This is a genomic window from Salmonella sp. SAL00672, assembly GCF_046552175.1.
GTDB classification, from domain to species: Bacteria; Pseudomonadota; Gammaproteobacteria; order Enterobacterales; family Enterobacteriaceae; genus Salmonella; species Salmonella enterica.
Genome location: NZ_JBGDUQ010000001.1, coordinates 325152 through 345056 on the forward strand (window position 1 = coordinate 325152; position 19905 = coordinate 345056).

The window sequence follows — 19905 nt, forward strand, 5'->3', positions numbered from 1 at the left end:
TTCCCTTCCATAAATCTTTTCTAAACGAGAGCGGTTCCGTTATGCTACACGCTGTTGTTATTAGCATGTTAAGGCAAGGTAATGGGACTCGTGATTAAAGCTGCCCTGGGGGCGCTGGTCGTCGTATTGATTGGTCTGCTGTCAAAAACAAAAAATTATTATATCGCCGGATTAATTCCTCTGTTTCCAACGTTTGCGCTTATCGCGCACTATATCGTGGCCAGCGAGCGGGGCATCGACGCGATGCGTACCACCATCGTCTTTAGCATGTGGTCGATCATTCCTTATTTCATTTATCTTGCAACGCTATGGTATTTCAGCGGCGTGATGCGTCTGCCCGTCGCGCTTGGCGGTGCGGTGGTCTGCTGGGGGCTAAGCGCGTGGCTGCTGATTTTTTGCTGGATTAAATGGCATTAATATTGGCAAAGACCGTGGTTTCCCCATCGTAATACAGACGGATATTACGATGGGGAGGTTGTTAACCCACCAGCATCCACGTAGCCGGAACCGCCGCGACCAGCAATAAACCAATCAGCACGACTTCCTGACGATTTAATACATTGTCATGCTTGTGCGTCCGACGCGCATACAGGAAAACCAGTAATCCAGGTGCGTACAGCACGACGGACAGCAGCAGGTGCATAGGGCCCGACGCATATAATAACCATAAGCCATAAATACAGGCTCCGATACCGACCGCCCGATGGAGGGGACGCGTTGCAATCTTCAGCAGAAATGCGCCGACCAGAAAGTAGGGCACCAGAATCATTTCTGACGCAATCGTCAATAGCGTGTTGTAGTCCGAACCGGTCAGCCAGATCAGCACCAGACAGATTTGCACACAGATATTGGTGAGCCATAACGATGCAGAAGGCGCGCCTTGCGCATTTTGTCGCGCGAAGATGCCCGGGAAGGATTTATAGGCTGCCGCCAGAAACGGCACCTCTGCCGCCATGATAGTCCAGCTTAGATAAGCCCCGCAGACAGACACAATCAGTCCCGCTGCAATAATAATTTCTCCCCACGGCCCCATCATTTTCACCATCAGACCGGCCATCGACGGGTTGCGCATCTCCGCCAGTTCCGGACGCGCAAGAACGCCAAGAGAAAGCAGCGTGACCAGGAGATATATTCCCAGCGCTGCGAGTACTGCCAGTAGCGTGGCGCGGCCTACATCGCGTTTATTTTTCGCTCGGGCCGAGACGACGACGGCGCCTTCAACGCCAATAAACACCCACAGCGTAATAAGCATGGTGTTCTTGACCTGTTCCCATACGGGAATACCGAGTTCAACACCGGTGAAGTCCAGTGTGAAGGTATCCAGTTTGAACATCATGATAGCCAGCACAATAAACGCGCCGAGCGGTAACAGTTTCGCCAGAGTCGCAACCAGATTGATGCTGGCTGCCGTTTGTACGCCGCGCAGGATGAGGAAATGGACAATCCAGAGCAAGACTGAAGCGCCGACAATAGCCTGCCAGGTATTACCGTCACCAAACAGACGCAGGGCAGGCGTATCGGTAAAGAAACTCAGCGCTGAAAAGACGATAACCAAATAGGATACGTTGGCGATGACCGCGCACAGCCAATAGCCCCAGGCAGAACAAAAGCCAATCAGTTCGCCGAAGCCTTCGCGGGCGTAAGTAAAGATACCGCCGTCAAGCTCGGAGCGAATGCGCGTAAGGATTAACATGGCGAATGCCAGTAAGAGTATCCCCACGCCGGTAATGGCCCAGCCAATTAACAACGCAGCCGGACTGGCAACGGCGGCCATATTCTGGGGCAGACTGAAAACACCTGCGCCAAGCATTGAGCTTAAAACCAGCGCGGTCAGCGCGCTCAGTCCCAGTTTTTTTTCCATTGGTATCCAGCTATAAAAATGAAATTGGAAGAATAATTATTATGGCAAAACGCATAAAAATGGTGAAAGCCACTAAGGCGCGGGATTTTACGGAGAGAAGGGACCGCATGCAACGGCCTGGATAAGATTTATCGCCAAAAAAGCGAAAAGTGAGATTCATCGCGATATTTGACGGAACTGGCATCCCGCGAGAAAGTGCCGGATGGTGGCTTATCAGGCCTGCCGTTGAACGATCGTGTAGGCCTGATAAGGCAGGTATGCCGCCATCCGGCGAGAAAGCCTGATGGCGACGCGCGCCTTATTTATAGAGGTCGGCGCTGATGGTGATGTTATTACCGCGCTCCTGCCACTGACGCGTAATATGATAATACTTAGCGCCTTTCTTCGCCGCGCGTTTGGCGACCTGGTAGGAGATTTCTGTCATATTGCCGTAGTTGCCGGTGAACTTAACGCTGTCGAAAGGCACCATCATCGCAGCCGTCGCTTTATTCAGCTCCTCAACTTTTGTGTCATCCGGTAGTGTGACAGTGTAACGCCCGCCTTTGGAGGATTGCGTTTCGAAGAAACGGCCTACTTCGGCGCTCGGCGAGGCTGACGTGGCGACGCCTGGAATTTCGACTTTCTTCGCAGCTTCGCCGCCCTGAGCCAGCGCGGCGCGGCCAGCTTCAGAGTCTGCCGGAATAGCGTCCGGGCTCTGGACGATGCGTTTTTTCGCATCTTGTTTATAGATAAATGCAGTGATGCGCTGGTTTCCGCCCTGATTCGCATCTATCTGACGAACAATATAGAAAGCATATGCGCCTTTTTGTTTCGCCGCTTTCGTAATGGCATCGTTAACTTCCGGCTGGCTACGGTAGAAGCCCTGAACGGTGACGGTATCATACGGTTCTAATTGTACGGCCTGGTCTTTCGGTAATTCCACGATGCCATTAATGACACGATTTTTGGGCGCGTCGGCTTTCGGCGCGTCGGCTTTATACACGTCCGCCACAACACGCCAGTTACCACTGTTGCCGAACTCCGAGGTGTCGACAACATAGAAGGAGGCTGCGCCTTCTTTATCTGCGCGGCGGGACACGGCGGAGACCGCATCGCCAATAGCATTAAAACGACCGGTAATAACGATGCGGTCATAAGGTTTTAGTGCAGCCGCTTGCTCCGGCGTCAGTTCTGTTGCTGCATGGACAGAAAAAGCAGCCGCAGAAAGCAGAGCCGACGCCAGGAGAGTGTTCTTAAGCTTCATAAAAATAATCCTTCGCCTTGCGCAAACCAGGTACTGGTATTGTTATTGACTAGAAACGTGGCTGATTATTGCATTTAAACCATATGGATGTCTGCGGGATTTTTCACGCATCGTGTCATGTATCCTATCTTTGATGATAACATTTGCCGATATGTCGAAAAAAACGGCGTCCGGGCGGCTAAGCTAATGAAGCGCATAAATTTAATAAGTTAATTTAATGTTAATTTCTTGATCGCGCCAGGGGTTTAATGATGTTTTGCTGTCAAATTTGAGCGAATTATCAGCCCTCGCAGGCCATTTTCAAGGCATTATGGCTGCTTAGCGGCTGAATCGTTCATGTTTTGCAAATTTGATAAAAAATTCTGTTTTTTGGCGCTAGATCACAGGCGTTATTTTCAGTAGGTTATAGAGAGTTTGTAACGGTTTTATTCTGCTGGGGTAACATTTACCTCAAACGCGGGCAGGCGTACGCTTCTCGCGCTTACTGACAAACCATCATCAAAAATATCGATGGAAGGGAACATTTATGCGAATTGGCATACCAAAAGAGCGGTTACCCAATGAAACCCGTGTCGCTGCGACGCCGAAAACGGTAGAGCAGCTACTGAAGCTGGGGTTTAGCGTCGCTATCGAAAGCGGGGCGGGTCAACTGGCAAGTTTTGACGACAAAGCGTTTGCGCAGGCTGGCGCGGATATTGTAGACGGCAATGCTATCTGGCAGTCGGAAATTATTCTCAAGGTTAATGCGCCTGAAGAAGATGAAATCGCTTTACTGAACCCCGGAACTACGCTGGTCAGTTTTATCTGGCCTGCGCAAAATCCTGGGTTAATGGAGAAACTTGCCGAACGTAAGGTTACGGTGATGGCGATGGACTCCGTGCCGCGTATTTCCCGCGCGCAGTCGCTCGACGCGTTAAGCTCAATGGCGAATATCGCGGGTTATCGCGCCATTGTAGAGGCCGCACATGAATTTGGGCGCTTCTTTACCGGGCAAATCACCGCCGCCGGGAAAGTGCCACCGGCGAAGGTGATGGTGATTGGCGCGGGCGTTGCCGGTCTTGCGGCTATCGGCGCGGCAAACAGCCTGGGGGCGATTGTCCGCGCGTTTGACACTCGTCCTGAAGTCAAAGAGCAGGTCCAGAGTATGGGGGCTGAGTTCCTCGAACTGGATTTTAAAGAGGAAGCCGGTAGCGGCGATGGTTACGCCAAAGTGATGTCCGAGGCGTTTATCAAAGCGGAAATGGCGCTCTTTGCCGCCCAGGCCAAAGAGGTCGATATCATCGTTACCACCGCGTTGATTCCGGGCAAACCTGCGCCGAAGCTGATTACCCGCGATATGGTCGATTCTATGAAGGCCGGCAGCGTGATTGTCGACCTGGCCGCGCAGAATGGCGGTAACTGCGAATATACCGTCGCCAATCAGGTTGTGACGACGGACAATGGCGTAAAAGTGATTGGCTACACCGATCTACCGGGGCGTTTGCCGACGCAGTCATCCCAGCTTTATGGCACCAACCTGGTTAACCTGCTGAAGCTGCTGTGCAAAGAGAAAGACGGCAATATTGACGTGGATTTTGACGATGTCGTGATCCGTGGCGTGACGGTGATTCGCGACGGCGACATTACCTGGCCTGCGCCGCCAATCCAGGTTTCCGCGCAGCCACAAGCCGCGCCTAAAGCAGCACCTGCGCCAAAAGAGCCGGAAAAGCCCGCTTCACCCTGGCGGAAGTATGCGTTAATGGCGCTGGCGATCATTCTTTTTGGCTGGCTGGCCGATGTCGCGCCAAAAGAGTTCCTCGGCCATTTTACCGTGTTTGCGCTCGCCTGCGTGGTTGGTTATTACGTGGTGTGGAACGTGTCTCATGCGCTTCATACGCCATTAATGTCGGTGACCAACGCAATTTCAGGGATTATTGTTGTCGGGGCATTATTGCAAATTGGTCAGGGCGGCTGGGTCAGCTTCCTGAGCTTTATCGCGGTGCTTATCGCCAGCATTAATATTTTCGGTGGCTTCACCGTGACTCAGCGTATGCTGAAAATGTTCCGGAAAAACTAAGGGGTAACACATGTCTGGAGGATTAGTTACAGCTGCATACATTGTTGCCGCGATCCTGTTTATTTTCAGTCTTGCCGGGCTTTCAAAGCATGAAACGTCCCGCCAGGGGAATAACTTCGGTATTGCCGGGATGGCGATCGCGTTGCTGGCGACCATTTTCGGGCCGGATACCGGCAACGTGGCATGGATTCTGGTCGCCATGATTATTGGCGGCGCGATTGGCATCCGCATGGCGAAAAAAGTTGAGATGACCGAGATGCCGGAGCTGGTCGCGATTCTGCACAGTTTCGTGGGCCTGGCGGCGGTACTGGTTGGCTTTAACAGCTATCTGTACCATGACGCCAGTCTGGCGCCGGTGCTGGTGAATATTCATCTGACCGAAGTCTTCCTCGGTATCTTTATTGGCGCAGTCACTTTCACTGGATCGATCGTAGCGTTTGGTAAACTGCGCGGCAAAATCTCTTCTAAGCCGTTGATGTTGCCTAACCGTCACAAAATGAACCTGGCGGCGCTGGTTGTTTCTTTCCTGTTGCTGCTGGTTTTTGTCCGTACCGAAAGCGTGGGTCTACAGGTTCTGGCGCTACTGCTGATGACCATTATCGCGCTGGCGTTTGGTTGGCATCTGGTCGCTTCTATCGGCGGGGCGGACATGCCGGTGGTTGTTTCAATGCTGAACTCCTATTCCGGTTGGGCTGCCGCGGCGGCTGGCTTCATGTTGAGCAACGATTTGCTGATTGTGACCGGCGCGCTGGTCGGTTCGTCAGGCGCGATCCTGTCTTACATTATGTGTAAAGCGATGAACCGCTCTTTCATCAGCGTTATTGCTGGTGGGTTCGGTACTGACGGCTCCTCAACGGGCGACGATCAGGAAGCTGGCGAACATCGCGAAATCACGGCGGAAGAGACCGCTGAGATGCTGAAAAACTCCCACTCTGTCATTATTACGCCGGGGTATGGGATGGCGGTGGCGCAGGCGCAGTATCCGGTGGCGGAAATCACCGAAAAACTGCGCGCGCGCGGGATCAACGTGCGTTTCGGCATTCATCCGGTGGCGGGTCGCCTGCCGGGGCATATGAACGTGCTGTTGGCGGAGGCGAAAGTGCCTTATGACATCGTGCTGGAGATGGACGAGATCAATGATGATTTCGCCGATACCGATACCGTGCTGGTGATTGGCGCGAACGATACGGTGAACCCGGCGGCGCAAGACGATCCCCGCAGCCCGATCGCCGGTATGCCGGTTCTCGAAGTGTGGAAAGCACAGAATGTCGTGGTCTTTAAGCGTTCAATGAATACCGGTTATGCTGGTGTGCAGAACCCGCTGTTCTTTAAAGAGAATACGCAAATGCTGTTTGGCGATGCCAAAGCCAGCGTGGATGCGATTCTGAAAGCGCTTTAATCTTTTAAACGTGCGGCGGCCTCTTCGGAGGCCGTTTTTATACACTTCATCCTTTACGCTGCCTCTTTGTTGGCTGCACTCAGAAACCCCGGTCACATCGTTATCTATGCTCCCGGGGATTTCTTCCCTTGCCGCCGCGATGCATCTTGAATGATTTTGTGTATGTATTGCATTTTATCTTTTGTTTAAATCGCTAAGCAGAACGGCGATACTCTGCCCGCCGGTGGTCTGTTCGAGGGCGATTTTGACAATGATGGTTAACGGAACGGAGAGCAACATGCCCACCGGACCTAATAACCAGCCCCAGAAAATTAACGACAAAAATACCACTAAGGTTGAAAGACCTAAACCACGTCCCATAATTCGTGGCTCAAGGATATTGCCGAAGACCAGATTAATCAGCAGATAGCCTGCCAGCACCAGCAGCGCATCATAAAACCCGTTAAATACCAGCACCTGAATAATGGGTGGCAGGGCAGCGAGCACCGATCCAATATTAGGAATATAGTTCAGCGCGAAGGCCAGTAGACCCCAGACAAAGGCGAAGCGGACATCCAGCGCGGCCAGCATGCCCCATGCGACCAGCCCCGTCACGATACTGATCGCTGTTTTTAACACCAGATAATGGGAAACGCTATCAAGCGCGCGTTGAATTGCCGCCATGCCCTCCACCGGACGGCTCATCATCTGCTGCAGTTTTTCAGGCAGCTGTGGAACCTCCAGCAGCATAAATACCACGGTCAATAGCAATAAAAAGATGGATGACATGGCATTGGACAGTTGGGTGAGCAGGTTCGTTACCAGAGTCATGGCGGCGTTTGGATCGATATATTTCGCCAGCTCATCAACTGACACGCCAATGCCAGCTCGCTGCAACCACGGTTCGATACGTTGCAACGGTATCACCAATGAGGAGCGATATTGCGGTAGGGTACGAGCCAGTTCATTTAATGATGTCCCCAAATAGGCCAGTAGCAGTACCATTAACATAACAATAATCACAATGAGCAATGATACGGCGATAACGCGCGGAATTCGGCACCGGGTCATCCGTTGCACAACGGGATTGAGAACGACTGCAATAAATAACGCCAAAATAAAGGGAACAATGATATCTGCGGCGAAGCGGATACCGCTCAGAATAACCACCAGCATTCCCAGCATAATGACGATTTTTAGACCATTGAGCGTGATGATCGGTTTTGCCATATCAGTCCCTGTTTTCTGATGCCGACACGAATAATAATGTGATGTCGGTCGACCTGTTCTGGTTAAAATCAAATACTTCAGGTAAAGAAGTGAAAATATTTTGAGTTAATTCCTGGCTTATGATACAAATCAGGCGTGTTCAACTACCGAGGACAATTATCATCCGCGATGACGAGAAGCAACACTGCGGATAATTGTAATATTATGGACAATATGTTCAGCGCTTTTTTCTCCACGCAAACGCATCTTCACTCTACCTCCTTTTTCCTGCTTATCGGCGAGCAGCACTGGCGTAACGCACTTTAGTCTCTCACTTCTGCCTGAGCTGGCGCAATGCGCTGTGCTAACTGATTTTATTTTTTAGTTTGCTGCGTGCAGCAGACTCGAAAGAGTATATTCTCATGCAGGAGAAGTGTCATGTTTTACTGGATTTTATTAGCTCTGGCTATCGCGACTGAAATTACCGGCACGCTCTCAATGAAATGGGCTAGCGTGGGTAATGGCAATGCGGGTTTTATTTTAATGCTGGTGATGATCACGCTGTCATATATATTTCTTTCTTTTGCGGTAAAAAAAATTGCCCTGGGTGTAGCGTATGCCTTATGGGAAGGGATCGGCATTTTATTTATTACCATTTTTAGCGTGCTGCTATTTGATGAAGCATTATCAACCATGAAGATTGCCGGCTTGCTGACGCTGGTCGCCGGCATCGTATTGATCAAATCAGGGACGCGTAAACCCGGCAAACCGGTGAAGGAGGCGACTCGTGCAACAATTTGAATGGATACACGGCGCCTGGCTTGGGTTGGCAATAATGCTGGAAATCGCGGCTAACGTACTGTTGAAATTTTCGGACGGCTTTCGCCGTAAATGCTATGGCATCTTATCGCTTGCCGCTGTTCTGGCCGCCTTCAGCGCGCTTTCCCAGGCGGTAAAAGGGATAGACCTGTCGGTGGCGTATGCGTTATGGGGCGGTTTTGGTATTGCCGCCACGCTGGCGGCGGGCTGGGTGCTCTTCGGCCAGCGCTTAAATCCCAAAGGCTGGGTTGGCGTGATATTGCTGCTCGCCGGAATGGTCATGATCAAATTTGCCTGAGACGATCGCTGCCGGTCAGGCAGCGATTCGCGTATTAGTCCTGCGCCAGGGCTTTCAGCTTATCGCGAAAGCCGGTGACGGATATAGCGCGGTTATCGGCGCGCCAGCGATCTTTAGCCGCAGGGGCGGAGCTTTGTACGCCAATGAGCTGCCATCCGCTATCCGTGTGCAATAATAACGGCGAGCCGCTGTCGCCAGGTAACGTGTCGCACTGGTGTGAGAGTACGGCATTCTGCGCCCAGCCGGTCACGACGCAATCCTGATGGGAATAGAGCGCATTCAGATGATCTTCCGGATAACCAGACTGCGTGACTTTTCGGTCTGCGGCTTTCAACGCCGCAGTGAGCGCCGCTTTATCGCCGGTAAATAAAGGCACCGGCGTGATACCGGAAGGTGGGTAGCGCAATATTATCAGACCAAAATCCCAGCTTGCCGCGGCAGGCGGCACAATCCAGCCATCGCCATCCGCTTTCAGGCGTCGGCCCAGCGACGGTTCAACGCGGCCTTCAATGCCGTGGATTTCATAGCGCCATACTCCTTTTCGCGCCACAAAACGCAGCGCAACCGCTTTGTCTGGTTTTCCTTTCGGAGGCGTTAGCAGGCAGTGACCTGCTGTCAGGGCGATATGCGGGGAGATAAGCGTTGCCGTACACAAATTACCGCTGGCGGTCTCTAGTTGCCCGATGGCATCCCACGGCGATTGGGTAGGATCGGCGACGGGCACCCGATCGTCATGGTTAAAAAAAAGCGTTTTAACGTCGCTGGCATCCGTGGCGTCTGTTTCAGCCCCCCTGGCTTTCGCCATAACCGGTAAAAAACACACTATGCCCAGTAATACAGCAATGGTTTTATGCATATCACACTCTGGTGGGTAATTATGATTATTAACAACAAACCCTCAGTACTACTATAGACGTGACGGTAAGAAAGTGGGAGTAAAATCAGATAACTACACTCAGGAAAGATAGAAATGCGTGGCAATAGCGGCGCATAAAATAAGCACGATAAGAATGAGCTCAAAGCGGTAGCGAGACACTTTTTTGCCCTCCCGGAAGGCGGCGCTAAACCAGAACAATTTAGCGCCGTAAAAACGGGCGCGGGGGCGCGCCGCAGCATGTTACGACTTACGCAGCCGGTTGAGTAGTTGGTTTTGACGTGGTTTTGGCTGGCGCTTTACCACCTTTTTTCTGGTGCTTTTTAGCCGCCTGCGCTTTTTGCTCAACGGTTTTCTTATGCTGTTTTTTGTGGTGCTGGGTGGTCTGGGTTGTTTTGGCAGGCGCTGCGGTTTTCGCAGGCGTTGCAGTCTCAGCCGCGAATGCTGCGGAAGAGAGACCCATTGCAGCGGCAACAACCAGAGCTAATACTTTTTTCATTTTGATACCCTCGATTTGGTTTTCATTCAACCCCACTGCGGGGCCGGTGAAATGACTATATCGCTGTTATCAAAAGGCTTCCGTGAGTGATTGGTTTCGGCATGTAACGTTATGTACAATCCCCCGGTAACGCGATGTCAGCCCCCACCATAATAGGTAGCTTTACGTTACCGGCCGTTATTTTTGGTCGCAGAGTCGGTAATATCCGCCATCCAGAATAACAGGCACACCGTATATGAATCCGATAATCTGGGTGGTATTTACGCTTCTGGCGCTGGATGCAATCAGAGAAGTTATGGGCGTATCAAGCTTGACAGGTCTGTGGTGAACAGTGAGTCGTGGCGTGAAACCAGCCCGGCGATAGCGCACGTTGCTATCGCCGGATTATTTCTTTTCAGGCGTGAAGACGATGATGTAACCGCGTCCCGACCAGGATGGCCAGCACCAGCATTAGCGCGATAAAACCACCTACGCCGTTCCAGCCGTAACTATGCCAGAATACGCCGCCTAGCGTCCCGGCAATACTGGACCCCAGATAATAGCTGAAAAGATAAAGTGACGAGGCCTGTCCCTTCGCCCGGCGCGCACGCGGGCCAATCCAACTACTGGCCACGGAGTGCGCGGCGAAAAAGCCGGCGGAAAAAAGCAGCATCCCGGCAAAAATCAGCCAAAGCGAGGTAAAAAGCGTCAGTAAAAGCCCACCCAGCATTACTGCGGTAGAGAACAGCATCACCGGCCCCCGGCCATAGCGTGAGGTCATTGCGCCAGCTTTCGGCGAGCTCCATGTGCCGGTGAGATAGGCTACGGATAACAGTCCGACCACGGCCTGGCTTAATTCCCAGGGGGAGAGCATCAGGCGATAGCCAATGTAGTTAAACAGGGTGACGAACGCGCCCATCAGTAAAAAGCCTTCCGCAAACAGCAGAGGTAACCCTCGATCGCGCCAGTGGAGACGAAAATTAATAAATAGCGTTTTAGGCCGTAGCGACGTGGGACGGAAATGTTGCGAGGCGGGTAAAATCTTCCAGAACATCAGCGCGGACGCCAGCGCAAAGCATCCGATGGCCGCCAGCGCGATGCGCCAGTTAAAAAAGTCGGTCATGACGCCGCTTAATAAACGCCCGCTCATCCCGCCGATGGAATTACCGCTAATATAAAGCCCCATAGAGAAAGCGACAAAGCTGGGATGGATTTCTTCGCTCAGGTAGGTCATTCCCACCGCGGCGACGCCGCTTAACGACAGACCGATCAGCGCGCGCATAATCAGAATACCATGCCAGCTGGTCATCATGGTTGATAACAATGTGCAGCAGGAGGCTAATAACAAGGCGGTGACCATCACCGGTTTACGGCCTATCGCATCAGAAAGCGGGCCGGTAAAAAGTAAGCCGATAGCCAGCATGGCGGTAGAAATAGAAAGTGAAACGCTGCTGCTGGCGGGGGAGACGCCAAACTCCTGGGAAAGTACCGGTAGTATAGGCTGGACGCAATAAAGGAGCGCGAAAGTCGCCAGGCCCGCGGAAAAAAGGGCCAGCGTGACGCGCATGAAAGGCGCTGTACCGCGTTTAATAAATTGAACCGGCTGAGAATGGCGTTGTTCATCGATATCGCTCGCCGTGGCGTCATCGAGAATAGTTGTACGACTCACGTTAAATCCTTGCTTTACATCTCCGTCAACAGGAGACGGGTATAACCGACATGTAAAGCATAGAAAAAGCAAAATATTCTGTCTAATATATTAATTGTCTCAAATAAGACGTTAAAAATATGAATATCGAATTACGTCATTTACGTTACTTTGTGGCGGTAGCAGAAGAGCTGCATTTTGGTCGCGCCGCCGCGCGCCTCAATATCTCGCAGCCGCCGCTGAGTCAGCAGATACAAATTCTGGAGCAGCAGGTCGGCGCGCGATTACTGGCGCGGACCAACCGCAGCGTAGCGTTAACCGCCGCCGGGCGACAGTTTCTGGTGGATAGCCGACACATCCTGAGTCTGGTAAACGACGCCGCCGCTCGCGCCGAGCGGTTGCATCAGGGCGAAGCGGGTGAAATCCGTATTGGCTTTACGTCTTCAGCGCCTTTTATTCGGGCGGTATCGCATACCTTTTCGCTGTTCCGCCAGTCCTATCCGGGAGTGCATATGCAAACGCGTGAAATGAATACGCGTGAGCAAATCGCGCCGCTCAACGAAGGCGTACTGGATATTGGCTTGCTGCGGAATACGCCGCTGCCCGACACACTTAATCGCGAGGTGATTTTGCATGAGCCGCTTATGGCCATGATCCCGCGCGAACATCGGCTGGCGCAAAAGCCGGTCGTCAGTCTGACAGAACTGGCGGAAGAACCTTTCGTCTTTTTCGATCCGCATGTCGGGACGGGCCTCTACGACGATATTCTCGGCTTGATGCGGCGCTATAACCTGTCGCCGACCATCACGCAGGAGGTTGGCGAGGCAATGACCATTATCGGTCTGGTGGCGGCGGGACTGGGTGTCTCGATTCTGCCGGCATCCTTTAAGCGTGTACAGATGAGCGAGATGCGCTGGGTTCCCCTGGCAGAAGAGGACGCCGTATCTGAAATGTGGCTGGTATGGCCGAAGCATCATGAACAGAGTCATGCCGTACAGCGGTTTTGCCAACTGCTATTACTGGCTGCCCGACAGGATTAATTACGCTTAAAAAGGGTGAAAATGTGCAGTTAATCACACGGCTAAGCAAAAAGTTGACGGCGAGTATTGAAGTGTTTCACCATAGCACACAGATTATTTCGGAGCGCGAAAATAAAGGGAGTGAGCGGTGGTTGCTGATAGTCAGCCTGGGCATATCGATCAAATTAAGCAGACCAATGCTGGCGCAGTGTATCGCCTGATTGATCAGCTCGGACCGGTATCGCGAATTGACCTGTCTCGTCTGGCGCAGTTAGCGCCTGCCAGTATTACGAAAATTGTTCGCGAAATGCTGGAAGCGCATTTGGTTCAGGAACTTGAAATTAAAGAGGCGGGCAGTCGTGGACGCCCCGCCGTCGGGCTGATGGTGGAAACGGAAGCCTGGCACTATTTATCTATTCGTATTAGCCGTGGCGAAATTTTCCTTGCACTGCGCGATCTTAGCAGCAAACTGGTGGTAGAAGAGTGTCTGGCGCTGCCGTTAAACGAAGCTACGCCGTTGCTTGAGCGAATTATTACGCACGTTGATCGGTTTTTTACCCGCCATCAGCAGAAACTGGAGCGTCTGACCTCCATTGCCATTACGTTACCGGGCATTATCGATACCGAAAACGGCGTTGTGCACCGGATGCCGTATTACGAAGATGTCAAAGAGATGCCTTTGGGAGATGCGCTGGAGCGGCACACCGGCGTACCGGTTTACATTCAGCATGATATTAGCGCCTGGACGATGGCAGAGGCGCTTTTTGGCGCCTCACGCGGCGCGCGCGACGTTATCCAGGTGGTGATTGATCATAATGTGGGGGCGGGCGTTATCACCGACGGTCATTTGCTTCATGCGGGTAGTAGCAGTCTGGTAGAGATTGGGCATACCCAGGTCGATCCTTATGGTAAGCGCTGTTATTGCGGTAATCATGGCTGTCTGGAGACCATCGCCAGCGTCGATAGCGTGCTGGAACTTACGCAGCTTCGGCTTAATCAGTCGATGAGTTCAATGTTGCACGGCCAGCCGTTAACGGTAGATTCACTGTGTCAGGCGGCGATGCAGGGAGATCTATTAGCAAAAGATATTATTAGCGGCGTTGGCGCGCATGTCGGACGCATTCTGGCTATCATGGTGAATTTATTTAATCCGCAAAAAATTCTTATTGGTTCGCCGCTAAGTAAAGCGGCTGATATCCTTTTTCCAGCCATTGCTGACAGTATCCGTCAACAGGCGCTGCCCGCCTACAGCAGGAATACGGTTGTGGAAAGCACGCAGTTTACCAACCAGGGTACGATGGCCGGGGCGGCGTTGGTAAAAGACGCGATGTATAACGGCTCTTTGTTGATTCGTCTATTACAGGGTTAACATTTTTTAACTGTTGTACAAAAATTTGCGCTAACTCAAGCTGATTGCCCTTGCCATATCTTAGACTTTCTCCACTGTATTATTTTCCTGGCTTATATTTTCGAAGCATAACGGTGGAGTTAGTGATGCTGAAGCGTTTCTTTATTACAGGTACAGACACTTCTGTTGGGAAGACGGTGGTTTCCCGCGCATTACTACAAGCGTTAGCGTCGAGTGGTAAGAGCGTTGCAGGGTATAAACCTGTCGCTAAAGGGAGCAAAGAGACTGCAGAAGGGATGCGCAACAAAGATGCGCTGGTATTGCAAAGCGTCTCTTCGCTGGAGTTGCCGTATGAGGCGATTAATCCGATCGCGTTAAGCGAAGAAGAAAGCAGCGTCGCGCATAGCTGTCCTATAAATTACACCTTGCTGTCCAACGGTCTGGCGAGCCTGAGCGATAAAGTGGACCACGTGGTTGTGGAGGGTACTGGCGGCTGGCGTAGTTTGATGAATGATTTACGCCCATTGTCCGAATGGGTGGTACAGGAACAGTTACCGGTATTGATGGTGGTAGGGATTCAGGAGGGGTGCATTAATCATGCGCTACTGACTGCGCAAGCTGTCGCTAATGATGGACTGCCCTTAATTGGCTGGGTGGCGAATCGTATCAATCCTGGCCTGGCGCATTATGCTGAAATTATTGATGTGCTTGGGAAAAAACTGCCAGCGCCGCTGATTGGCGAGCTACCGTACCTGCCGCGCGCCGAGCAGCGTGAGCTGGGGCAGTATATTCGTTTGTCAATGCTCGGCAGCGTGCTGGCGGTAGATAGAATCATGGCGTAACGTTCGCGAGAGCACTGACGCGACTACACAGGCAATCAGCAGACCGGGGAGTAACTGATACTCGCCGGTCATTTCACAAATCATCAGGGTGGACATTATCGGCGCATGGGTTGTCGCCGCCAGTAGCGTCGCCATACCCGCCAGCCCCAATAAAATCGCTATTTCATCCGAGCCTGGCAGCCAGAATCCCCATATCCGACCCAGAAACATTCCAATTGATAATCCGACAAATAATGTTGGCGTAAAGACGCCGCCCGGCGCGCCAGACCCGCTGCTGGCGAGCACCGCCAGGATTTTGCACGCAAAAATTCCGCCAATCAGCGAGAATAGCGGCGGGGAGAGCAGAAATGATTGTACGACGCTATAGCCGTTTCCCCATACCGTGGGCGTGAGTAACGACAGTAATCCGACAATAAGCCCGCCCAGCGCCAGTTGCCAGGGCGGGGACAGTTTTAAGCGTAAGAAACTATTATGGCTGGCCGTCATCAGCCACATCAGCAATGGGCCGCACAGACCGGCGACCAGGCCGGTACTGACTATCATGACGTACTCCCGCGCGTGGAGATCAACGGTCAGATGTACGGTATAGAGTAGTGAATCGCTACCGTTTAATAGATGGGTGGTTAGCAGGGCGACGACGGCGGAAACGACAACCGGGCCGAGGGAAGCCAGCATTAAGGTACCGAACAGGATTTCCGCGATAAACAGGCTGCCCGCCAGCGGCGCATGGTAAGCGCCCGCCATGCCCGCAGCGGCGCCGCTGGCGATCCATAATTTCCATTCCTCACGCGGCGTGAAGCGTCGGGCAAAGCTGGATGCCGCCAGCGCGGCGAGGAGGATCATTGCGCCTTCGCGACCAATTGCGCTGCCGCTGACCACGACCAGCAGCGAGGCCAGCGATTTCACCAGACTGGCGCCAACGTCAAATTGCCCGTCGGTTTGCAATGCTTCCATATAGTCAGTGGGCGCATGGGGGCGCTGTTGGTTCATTTTTTGCCACCCCCACAGCAACAGGCCAGCGGCCAGCCCGCCAAGCGCCGGCGTAATCAGCCGTCGCCAGGGCGAAAGCCCCTCAGCCGCATTCACCAGACTGCCGGTGTTATTACTCAGGAAAATCCACTCCAGCAATTGCATCGCATGACGGAAGGCGGCGACAGCCAGCGCCGCGAGAATACCGATGAGCGTAGCGATCAGCAGGCGACGAAACATCGCGCGCAGATCCGGGTAAGCGTGTAAACGATGCATGAGCGGGTAAACAGGGAGTTTCAGGATAGCCTATTCTGCGGGGAAATGGCGTCAGACGCAAAAGCACTATGTGCGATATAATATTGCGTACAATAATGATACTGCCGGATAGCGAGAGGCCATCCGGCGGCAACGTTAGCTGCTTTCGTGAATATTTAGCGCCCGACGCGTGCGGCCTGAGCTGAGATAATCGGCGATGTAATCCTGAGAGATTTCACCGTTATAGCGTCCGTCTTCATCAACGATCGGCATCCAGCTAGTATTACTTTCGTACAATCTGGACAGCACAATACGCAGGTTATCTTCCGCTTTGCCCGTAATACGGAAAGGATGGGTGATATCGGCGCAGATTCCGCTGGCGTTCCGCGCTTCCCGGCGCTTCACAAATCCCAGTGGCTTACCGTCGTTGTCAATGACGGTAATGGCGCGAATATCGTGATCATCCATAATGCCGAACGCCTCGCTTAACGGCGTGGAAGGCCGCGCGGTAATGGTTGGCTGTTGGTCGGTCACATCGCCTGCGGAGACCAGTAGCAAACGTTTTAACGTTCTGTCCTGACCGACAAACGACCCGACAAACTCGTTAGCCGGTTTGGCCAGCAGTTCATCAGGACTGGCGCACTGTACAATTCGCCCCTGACGGAACACGGCGATACGGTCGCCGAGTTTTAGCGCTTCGTCGATATCATGGCTGACCAGCATCACAGTCTTTTTTAGCTTACGCTGCATATCCAGAAACTGGTTCTGGATCACTTCGCGGTTAATGGGGTCCACCGCGCCGAAGGGCTCATCCATCAGCAGTACCGGCGGATCGGCGGCCAGAGCGCGGATCACGCCAATGCGCTGCTGCTGTCCCCCGGACATCTCCTTTGGATAGCGATGCAGAAATTTTCTGGCATCCAGCGCCACCATGTCCATCAACTCTTCGGCGCGTTGCTTGCAGCGCGCTTTGTCCCAACCCAACATGCGCGGCACAACGGTAATATTTTCTTCAATCGTCATATTAGGAAACAGGCCGATCTGCTGGATAACATACCCAATATTGCGGCGTAGCGTTACCGTATCCATATCGTTGGTATTCTCGCCGTTGATAAGAATATTACCGCTGCTGGGCGCGATCAGCCGGTTGATCATCTTTAACGTGGTGGTTTTGCCGCAGCCGGAGGGGCCAAGTAGTACGCACATTTCGCCTTCCGGCACGTTCAGGTTGACGTTGTCGACGGCTTTTAGCGGCTGACCCTTTTTCTGTACAAATTGTTTGGTGAGATTTTCCAGTTTTATCATTATCGTATCCCCTTAGGTGTCAGTACGACTTGCAGACGATGCAACAGCCAGTCAAGCACAATCGCCAGTAGACAGATCATCAGCGCGCCGGCAATTAACATGCGAATATCGCTGCCGCTAATGCCGTTTAACAGTAGCAGTCCCAGACCGCCGGCGCCGATCACCGCGGCAATCGCCATTACGCCGATATTCATCACTACCGCGGTGCGGATACCCCCGAAAATAACCGGTAGGGCCATTGGGATTTCGACCCAGCGCAGCCGTTGCCAGAAAGTCATACCGATGCCGCGTCCCGCTTCACGCAGACCGGGCGGCAAACTATCAAGCGCAGTATGGGTATTACGCACAATCGGCAGTAAAGAGTAGAGAAAAACGGCCGTCACGGCGGGCAGAACGCCAATACCATGTCCGATCAGCGAAAAGAGCGGGATCATTAATCCAAACAGCGCGATAGACGGAATGGTAAGAAGTAGCGTGGCGGCGCCCAGTACCGGCGTTGCCAGCCATTTGTGGCGTACAATCAAAACGCCTAACGGTACGCCGATGATAATCGCCAGACCGACGGCCAGCGCGACCAGCCAGAGATGCTGAAAGGTAAGGCTGGCGAGATAGCCTGCGTTATCCAGCATATAATGTATCGTATCCATAGGCGCTCCTTACAGCAGACCTTTGTCCTGCAAAAATTGATGGGCTACCTGTTGCGGCGTGCGATGCTCGATATCGACCTGGGCGTTTAGGGTCGATATCACATCGTTATTGAGCAGGCCGGAAAGGGTGTTTAAGGCGTCATCAAGGCCAGGATTGGCCTCCAGCACCTCTTTACGCACCACGGGCGTGACAGCGTAACTTGGAAAGAAGCCTTTATCATCTTCCAGCACTTTCAGATCAAACCCTTTCACCCGTCCGTCGGTGGTATAGACCAGCCCGGCGTCAACCAGCCCATCCCGAACGGCGTTATAGACCAGCCCTGGGTCCATCTGTCGTATTTGCGGGCGATCAAGCTGCATTTGGTAGGCTTGCTGAAGGGGCTTCATCCCGTCGCTGCGCCCGGCAAATTCCAGATCGAGACCGAGCATCCAGTTGTGGTCAGGATCGTTCTGCCGGACCTGTTCGATTTTTGCCACCATTTGCGAGATGGTGGTGATATTTTCCGACTCGGCGCGTTTGCGCTGCATCGCGAACGCGTAAGTATTGTTCATGTCAGCCGGTTTGAGCCATACCAGGCCCAGCTTCGCATCCAGGCGTTTTACCGTGTCGTAGGTTTCCTGTGGACTCATGCGCTTATCGATACGGTTGAAAATAATCAGCGATGTACCGGTGTATTCCCAGGTAATATCAATTTGTTTATTCACCATCGCATTACGTGAAATCACCGCGGCGATATTGGTTTGCGGCTGAACCTGAAAGCCTTTCTTCTGCAAATACTGAACGGTCATAGCGGAAAGAATATGCTGCTCGGTAAAGCTTTTGGTGGCGAGAACCAGCGGCGCGGCCTGCGTCTGGCTACTGAACAACAGCGTTGCGGCAAGCCATCCCAACAGGTGTTTTTTGAATCTCATTTAACGCTCCTTATTGTTATTTATGCGTTCAGACGGTATGAGGGCTAAGGCGTCGCCCAAACCAGGCAAGCAGAGTGTCAAGAATCAGCGCGAATAACGCCGTGGCCGTTGCGCCGAGGATCAACGTCGGAAAATCGTTGAGATAAATTCCCGGGAAAATCAGCTCGCCGTAGCTGCTGGCGCCAATTAGAAAGGCCAGCGGCGCGGTGCCGACATTGATGGCGGTCGCGATGCGAATACCGGACAGAATCACTGGCCACGCATTAGGTAGCTCTACCTGGCGAAGCCGCTGCCATTTTGTCATCCCAATCCCGTTCGCCGCTTCAATCAGTGAGGCGGGAACGGAACAGAGGCCCGCATAGGTATTGCGGACGATAGGCAGAAGGGAGGCCAGAAATAGCGCGACAATGGCGGGCGTATCGCCGATCCCGATAATCACCATCGCTAAGGCCAGGACGGCCAGCGGCGGCAAGGTATTACCAACATTAAAGATTTGCATGACATATTCAGCAAATCCCTTTGCCGCAGGACGGCTGAGTAAAATCCCACTCGGGATACCGACCAGTAAAGCAAAAAACATGGACGTAAATACCAGCATCAAATGCCGTTGTCCGAGATACAGCAGATCGACCTGACGCGCTTTCAGCGTCTCCAGACCGATTCCCCAGATAAACAGCGCCAGTAACAGCAGAATGACGATAGTGAACCCAAGTACGCGTTTTAGGGTGTGGGTGTGCATTGCGG

At 52.7% G+C, this 19905-nt stretch carries 20 protein-coding genes; 9 read left to right on the plus strand and 11 right to left on the minus strand.

What is annotated here, in order from left to right:
- Nucleotides 1-81: 81 nt before the first annotated feature.
- Nucleotides 82-417 carry a GlpM family protein gene (locus ACLJTG_RS01725; RefSeq protein ID WP_000524877.1) on the plus strand — a complete coding sequence of 112 codons (336 nt, stop codon included), beginning with the start codon at nucleotides 82-84 and terminating at the stop codon, nucleotides 415-417.
- A gap of 61 nt (nucleotides 418-478) precedes the next feature.
- On the opposite strand, the gene ACLJTG_RS01730 is transcribed toward ACLJTG_RS01725, so the two are convergent.
- Both ACLJTG_RS01730 and ydgH read right to left on the minus strand, forming a co-directional pair.
- Nucleotides 479-1861 (minus strand): amino acid permease, encoded by a 1383-nt coding sequence (locus ACLJTG_RS01730; RefSeq protein ID WP_000412353.1) that lies wholly within the window; start codon nucleotides 1859-1861, stop codon nucleotides 479-481.
- Nucleotides 1862-2159: 298 nt separating this feature from the next.
- Nucleotides 2160-3104, minus strand: coding sequence for a DUF1471 family protein YdgH (gene ydgH / locus ACLJTG_RS01735; protein ID WP_198898123.1), 945 nt, complete (start codon nucleotides 3102-3104; stop codon nucleotides 2160-2162).
- A 526-nt stretch (nucleotides 3105-3630) separates the two neighbouring features.
- Here ydgH and pntA point away from each other — a divergent pair.
- Complete coding sequence (gene pntA / locus ACLJTG_RS01740) at nucleotides 3631-5160, plus strand: Re/Si-specific NAD(P)(+) transhydrogenase subunit alpha (protein WP_001219354.1); 1530 nt, start codon at nucleotides 3631-3633, stop codon at nucleotides 5158-5160.
- Nucleotides 5161-5170: 10 nt separating this feature from the next.
- Entirely contained in the window at nucleotides 5171-6559 is a 1389-nt protein-coding gene (gene pntB / locus ACLJTG_RS01745; protein ID WP_000014056.1) for a Re/Si-specific NAD(P)(+) transhydrogenase subunit beta, read from the plus strand.
- A gap of 174 nt (nucleotides 6560-6733) precedes the next feature.
- On the opposite strand, the gene ACLJTG_RS01750 is transcribed toward pntB, so the two are convergent.
- Entirely contained in the window at nucleotides 6734-7768 is a 1035-nt protein-coding gene (locus ACLJTG_RS01750) for an AI-2E family transporter (protein ID WP_001118268.1), read from the minus strand.
- Between the two features lie 417 nt (nucleotides 7769-8185).
- Here ACLJTG_RS01750 and mdtJ point away from each other — a divergent pair, with 417 nt between their 5' ends.
- Nucleotides 8186-8548 carry a multidrug/spermidine efflux SMR transporter subunit MdtJ gene (gene mdtJ, locus ACLJTG_RS01755; protein ID WP_000500278.1) on the plus strand — a complete coding sequence of 121 codons (363 nt, stop codon included), beginning with the start codon at nucleotides 8186-8188 and terminating at the stop codon, nucleotides 8546-8548.
- Nucleotides 8535-8864 (plus strand): multidrug/spermidine efflux SMR transporter subunit MdtI, encoded by a 330-nt coding sequence (gene mdtI / locus ACLJTG_RS01760; protein WP_001183821.1) that lies wholly within the window; start codon nucleotides 8535-8537, stop codon nucleotides 8862-8864. Before mdtJ ends, mdtI begins: the two co-directional genes overlap by 14 nt.
- A 34-nt stretch (nucleotides 8865-8898) precedes the next feature.
- Here the strand turns inward: mdtI and ACLJTG_RS01765 are convergent, their stop codons facing one another.
- Together ACLJTG_RS01765 and asr are read right to left on the minus strand one after the other, a co-directional pair.
- Complete coding sequence (locus ACLJTG_RS01765; RefSeq protein WP_000549647.1) at nucleotides 8899-9720, minus strand: trypsin-like serine peptidase; 822 nt, start codon at nucleotides 9718-9720, stop codon at nucleotides 8899-8901.
- Nucleotides 9721-9988: 268 nt separating this feature from the next.
- Nucleotides 9989-10237: an acid resistance repetitive basic protein Asr gene (gene asr, locus ACLJTG_RS01770; protein WP_000756314.1), complete on the minus strand. Its 249-nt coding sequence runs from the start codon at nucleotides 10235-10237 to the stop codon at nucleotides 9989-9991.
- Between the two features lie 235 nt (nucleotides 10238-10472).
- Here asr and ACLJTG_RS01775 point away from each other — a divergent pair, with 235 nt between their 5' ends.
- Nucleotides 10473-10565, plus strand: a complete 93-nt coding sequence (locus ACLJTG_RS01775) for a KPN_01571 family protein (protein ID WP_001068154.1) — start codon at nucleotides 10473-10475, stop codon at nucleotides 10563-10565.
- A 66-nt stretch (nucleotides 10566-10631) separates the two neighbouring features.
- Here ACLJTG_RS01775 and ACLJTG_RS01780 read toward each other — a convergent pair whose 3' ends face one another.
- Nucleotides 10632-11885, minus strand: coding sequence for an MFS transporter (locus ACLJTG_RS01780; RefSeq protein WP_000091796.1), 1254 nt, complete (start codon nucleotides 11883-11885; stop codon nucleotides 10632-10634).
- Between the two features lie 119 nt (nucleotides 11886-12004).
- Here ACLJTG_RS01780 and ACLJTG_RS01785 point away from each other — a divergent pair, with 119 nt between their 5' ends.
- The 3 genes from ACLJTG_RS01785 to bioD all read left to right on the plus strand — a co-directional run bounded on the left by ACLJTG_RS01785 (nucleotide 12005) and on the right by bioD (nucleotide 15073).
- Nucleotides 12005-12904 carry a LysR family transcriptional regulator gene (locus tag ACLJTG_RS01785; RefSeq protein WP_001624166.1) on the plus strand — a complete coding sequence of 300 codons (900 nt, stop codon included), beginning with the start codon at nucleotides 12005-12007 and terminating at the stop codon, nucleotides 12902-12904.
- A gap of 127 nt (nucleotides 12905-13031) precedes the next feature.
- Nucleotides 13032-14252, plus strand: a complete 1221-nt coding sequence (gene mlc / locus ACLJTG_RS01790) for a sugar metabolism global transcriptional regulator Mlc (protein ID WP_000225087.1) — start codon at nucleotides 13032-13034, stop codon at nucleotides 14250-14252.
- A 125-nt stretch (nucleotides 14253-14377) separates the two neighbouring features.
- The gene (gene bioD / locus ACLJTG_RS01795) at nucleotides 14378-15073 is read left to right on the plus strand and encodes a dethiobiotin synthase (protein WP_000919233.1); all 696 of its coding nucleotides are present in this window, start codon (nucleotides 14378-14380) and stop codon (nucleotides 15071-15073) included.
- Here the strand turns inward: bioD and clcB are convergent.
- The 5 genes from clcB to osmY form a co-directional block, all read right to left on the minus strand.
- Nucleotides 15029-16318: a voltage-gated ClC-type chloride channel ClcB gene (gene clcB / locus ACLJTG_RS01800; protein ID WP_079951574.1), complete on the minus strand. Its 1290-nt coding sequence runs from the start codon at nucleotides 16316-16318 to the stop codon at nucleotides 15029-15031. The genes bioD and clcB overlap by 45 nt on opposite strands.
- Before the next feature lie 135 nt (nucleotides 16319-16453).
- Nucleotides 16454-17602, minus strand: a complete 1149-nt coding sequence (gene osmV / locus ACLJTG_RS01805; RefSeq protein ID WP_000593093.1) for an osmoprotectant ABC transporter ATP-binding protein OsmV — start codon at nucleotides 17600-17602, stop codon at nucleotides 16454-16456.
- Nucleotides 17602-18249, minus strand: coding sequence for an osmoprotectant ABC transporter permease OsmW (gene osmW / locus ACLJTG_RS01810; protein WP_000379677.1), 648 nt, complete (start codon nucleotides 18247-18249; stop codon nucleotides 17602-17604). The genes osmV and osmW overlap by 1 nt, the downstream gene beginning before the upstream one ends.
- A 9-nt stretch (nucleotides 18250-18258) precedes the next feature.
- On the minus strand, nucleotides 18259-19161 hold the full coding sequence (osmX, locus tag ACLJTG_RS01815) for an osmoprotectant ABC transporter substrate-binding protein OsmX (protein ID WP_001211193.1): 903 nt from the start codon (nucleotides 19159-19161) through the stop codon (nucleotides 18259-18261).
- Nucleotides 19162-19189: 28 nt separating this feature from the next.
- Complete coding sequence (gene osmY / locus ACLJTG_RS01820) at nucleotides 19190-19900, minus strand: osmoprotectant ABC transporter permease OsmY (RefSeq protein ID WP_021000321.1); 711 nt, start codon at nucleotides 19898-19900, stop codon at nucleotides 19190-19192.
- Nucleotides 19901-19905: the final 5 nt, after the last annotated feature.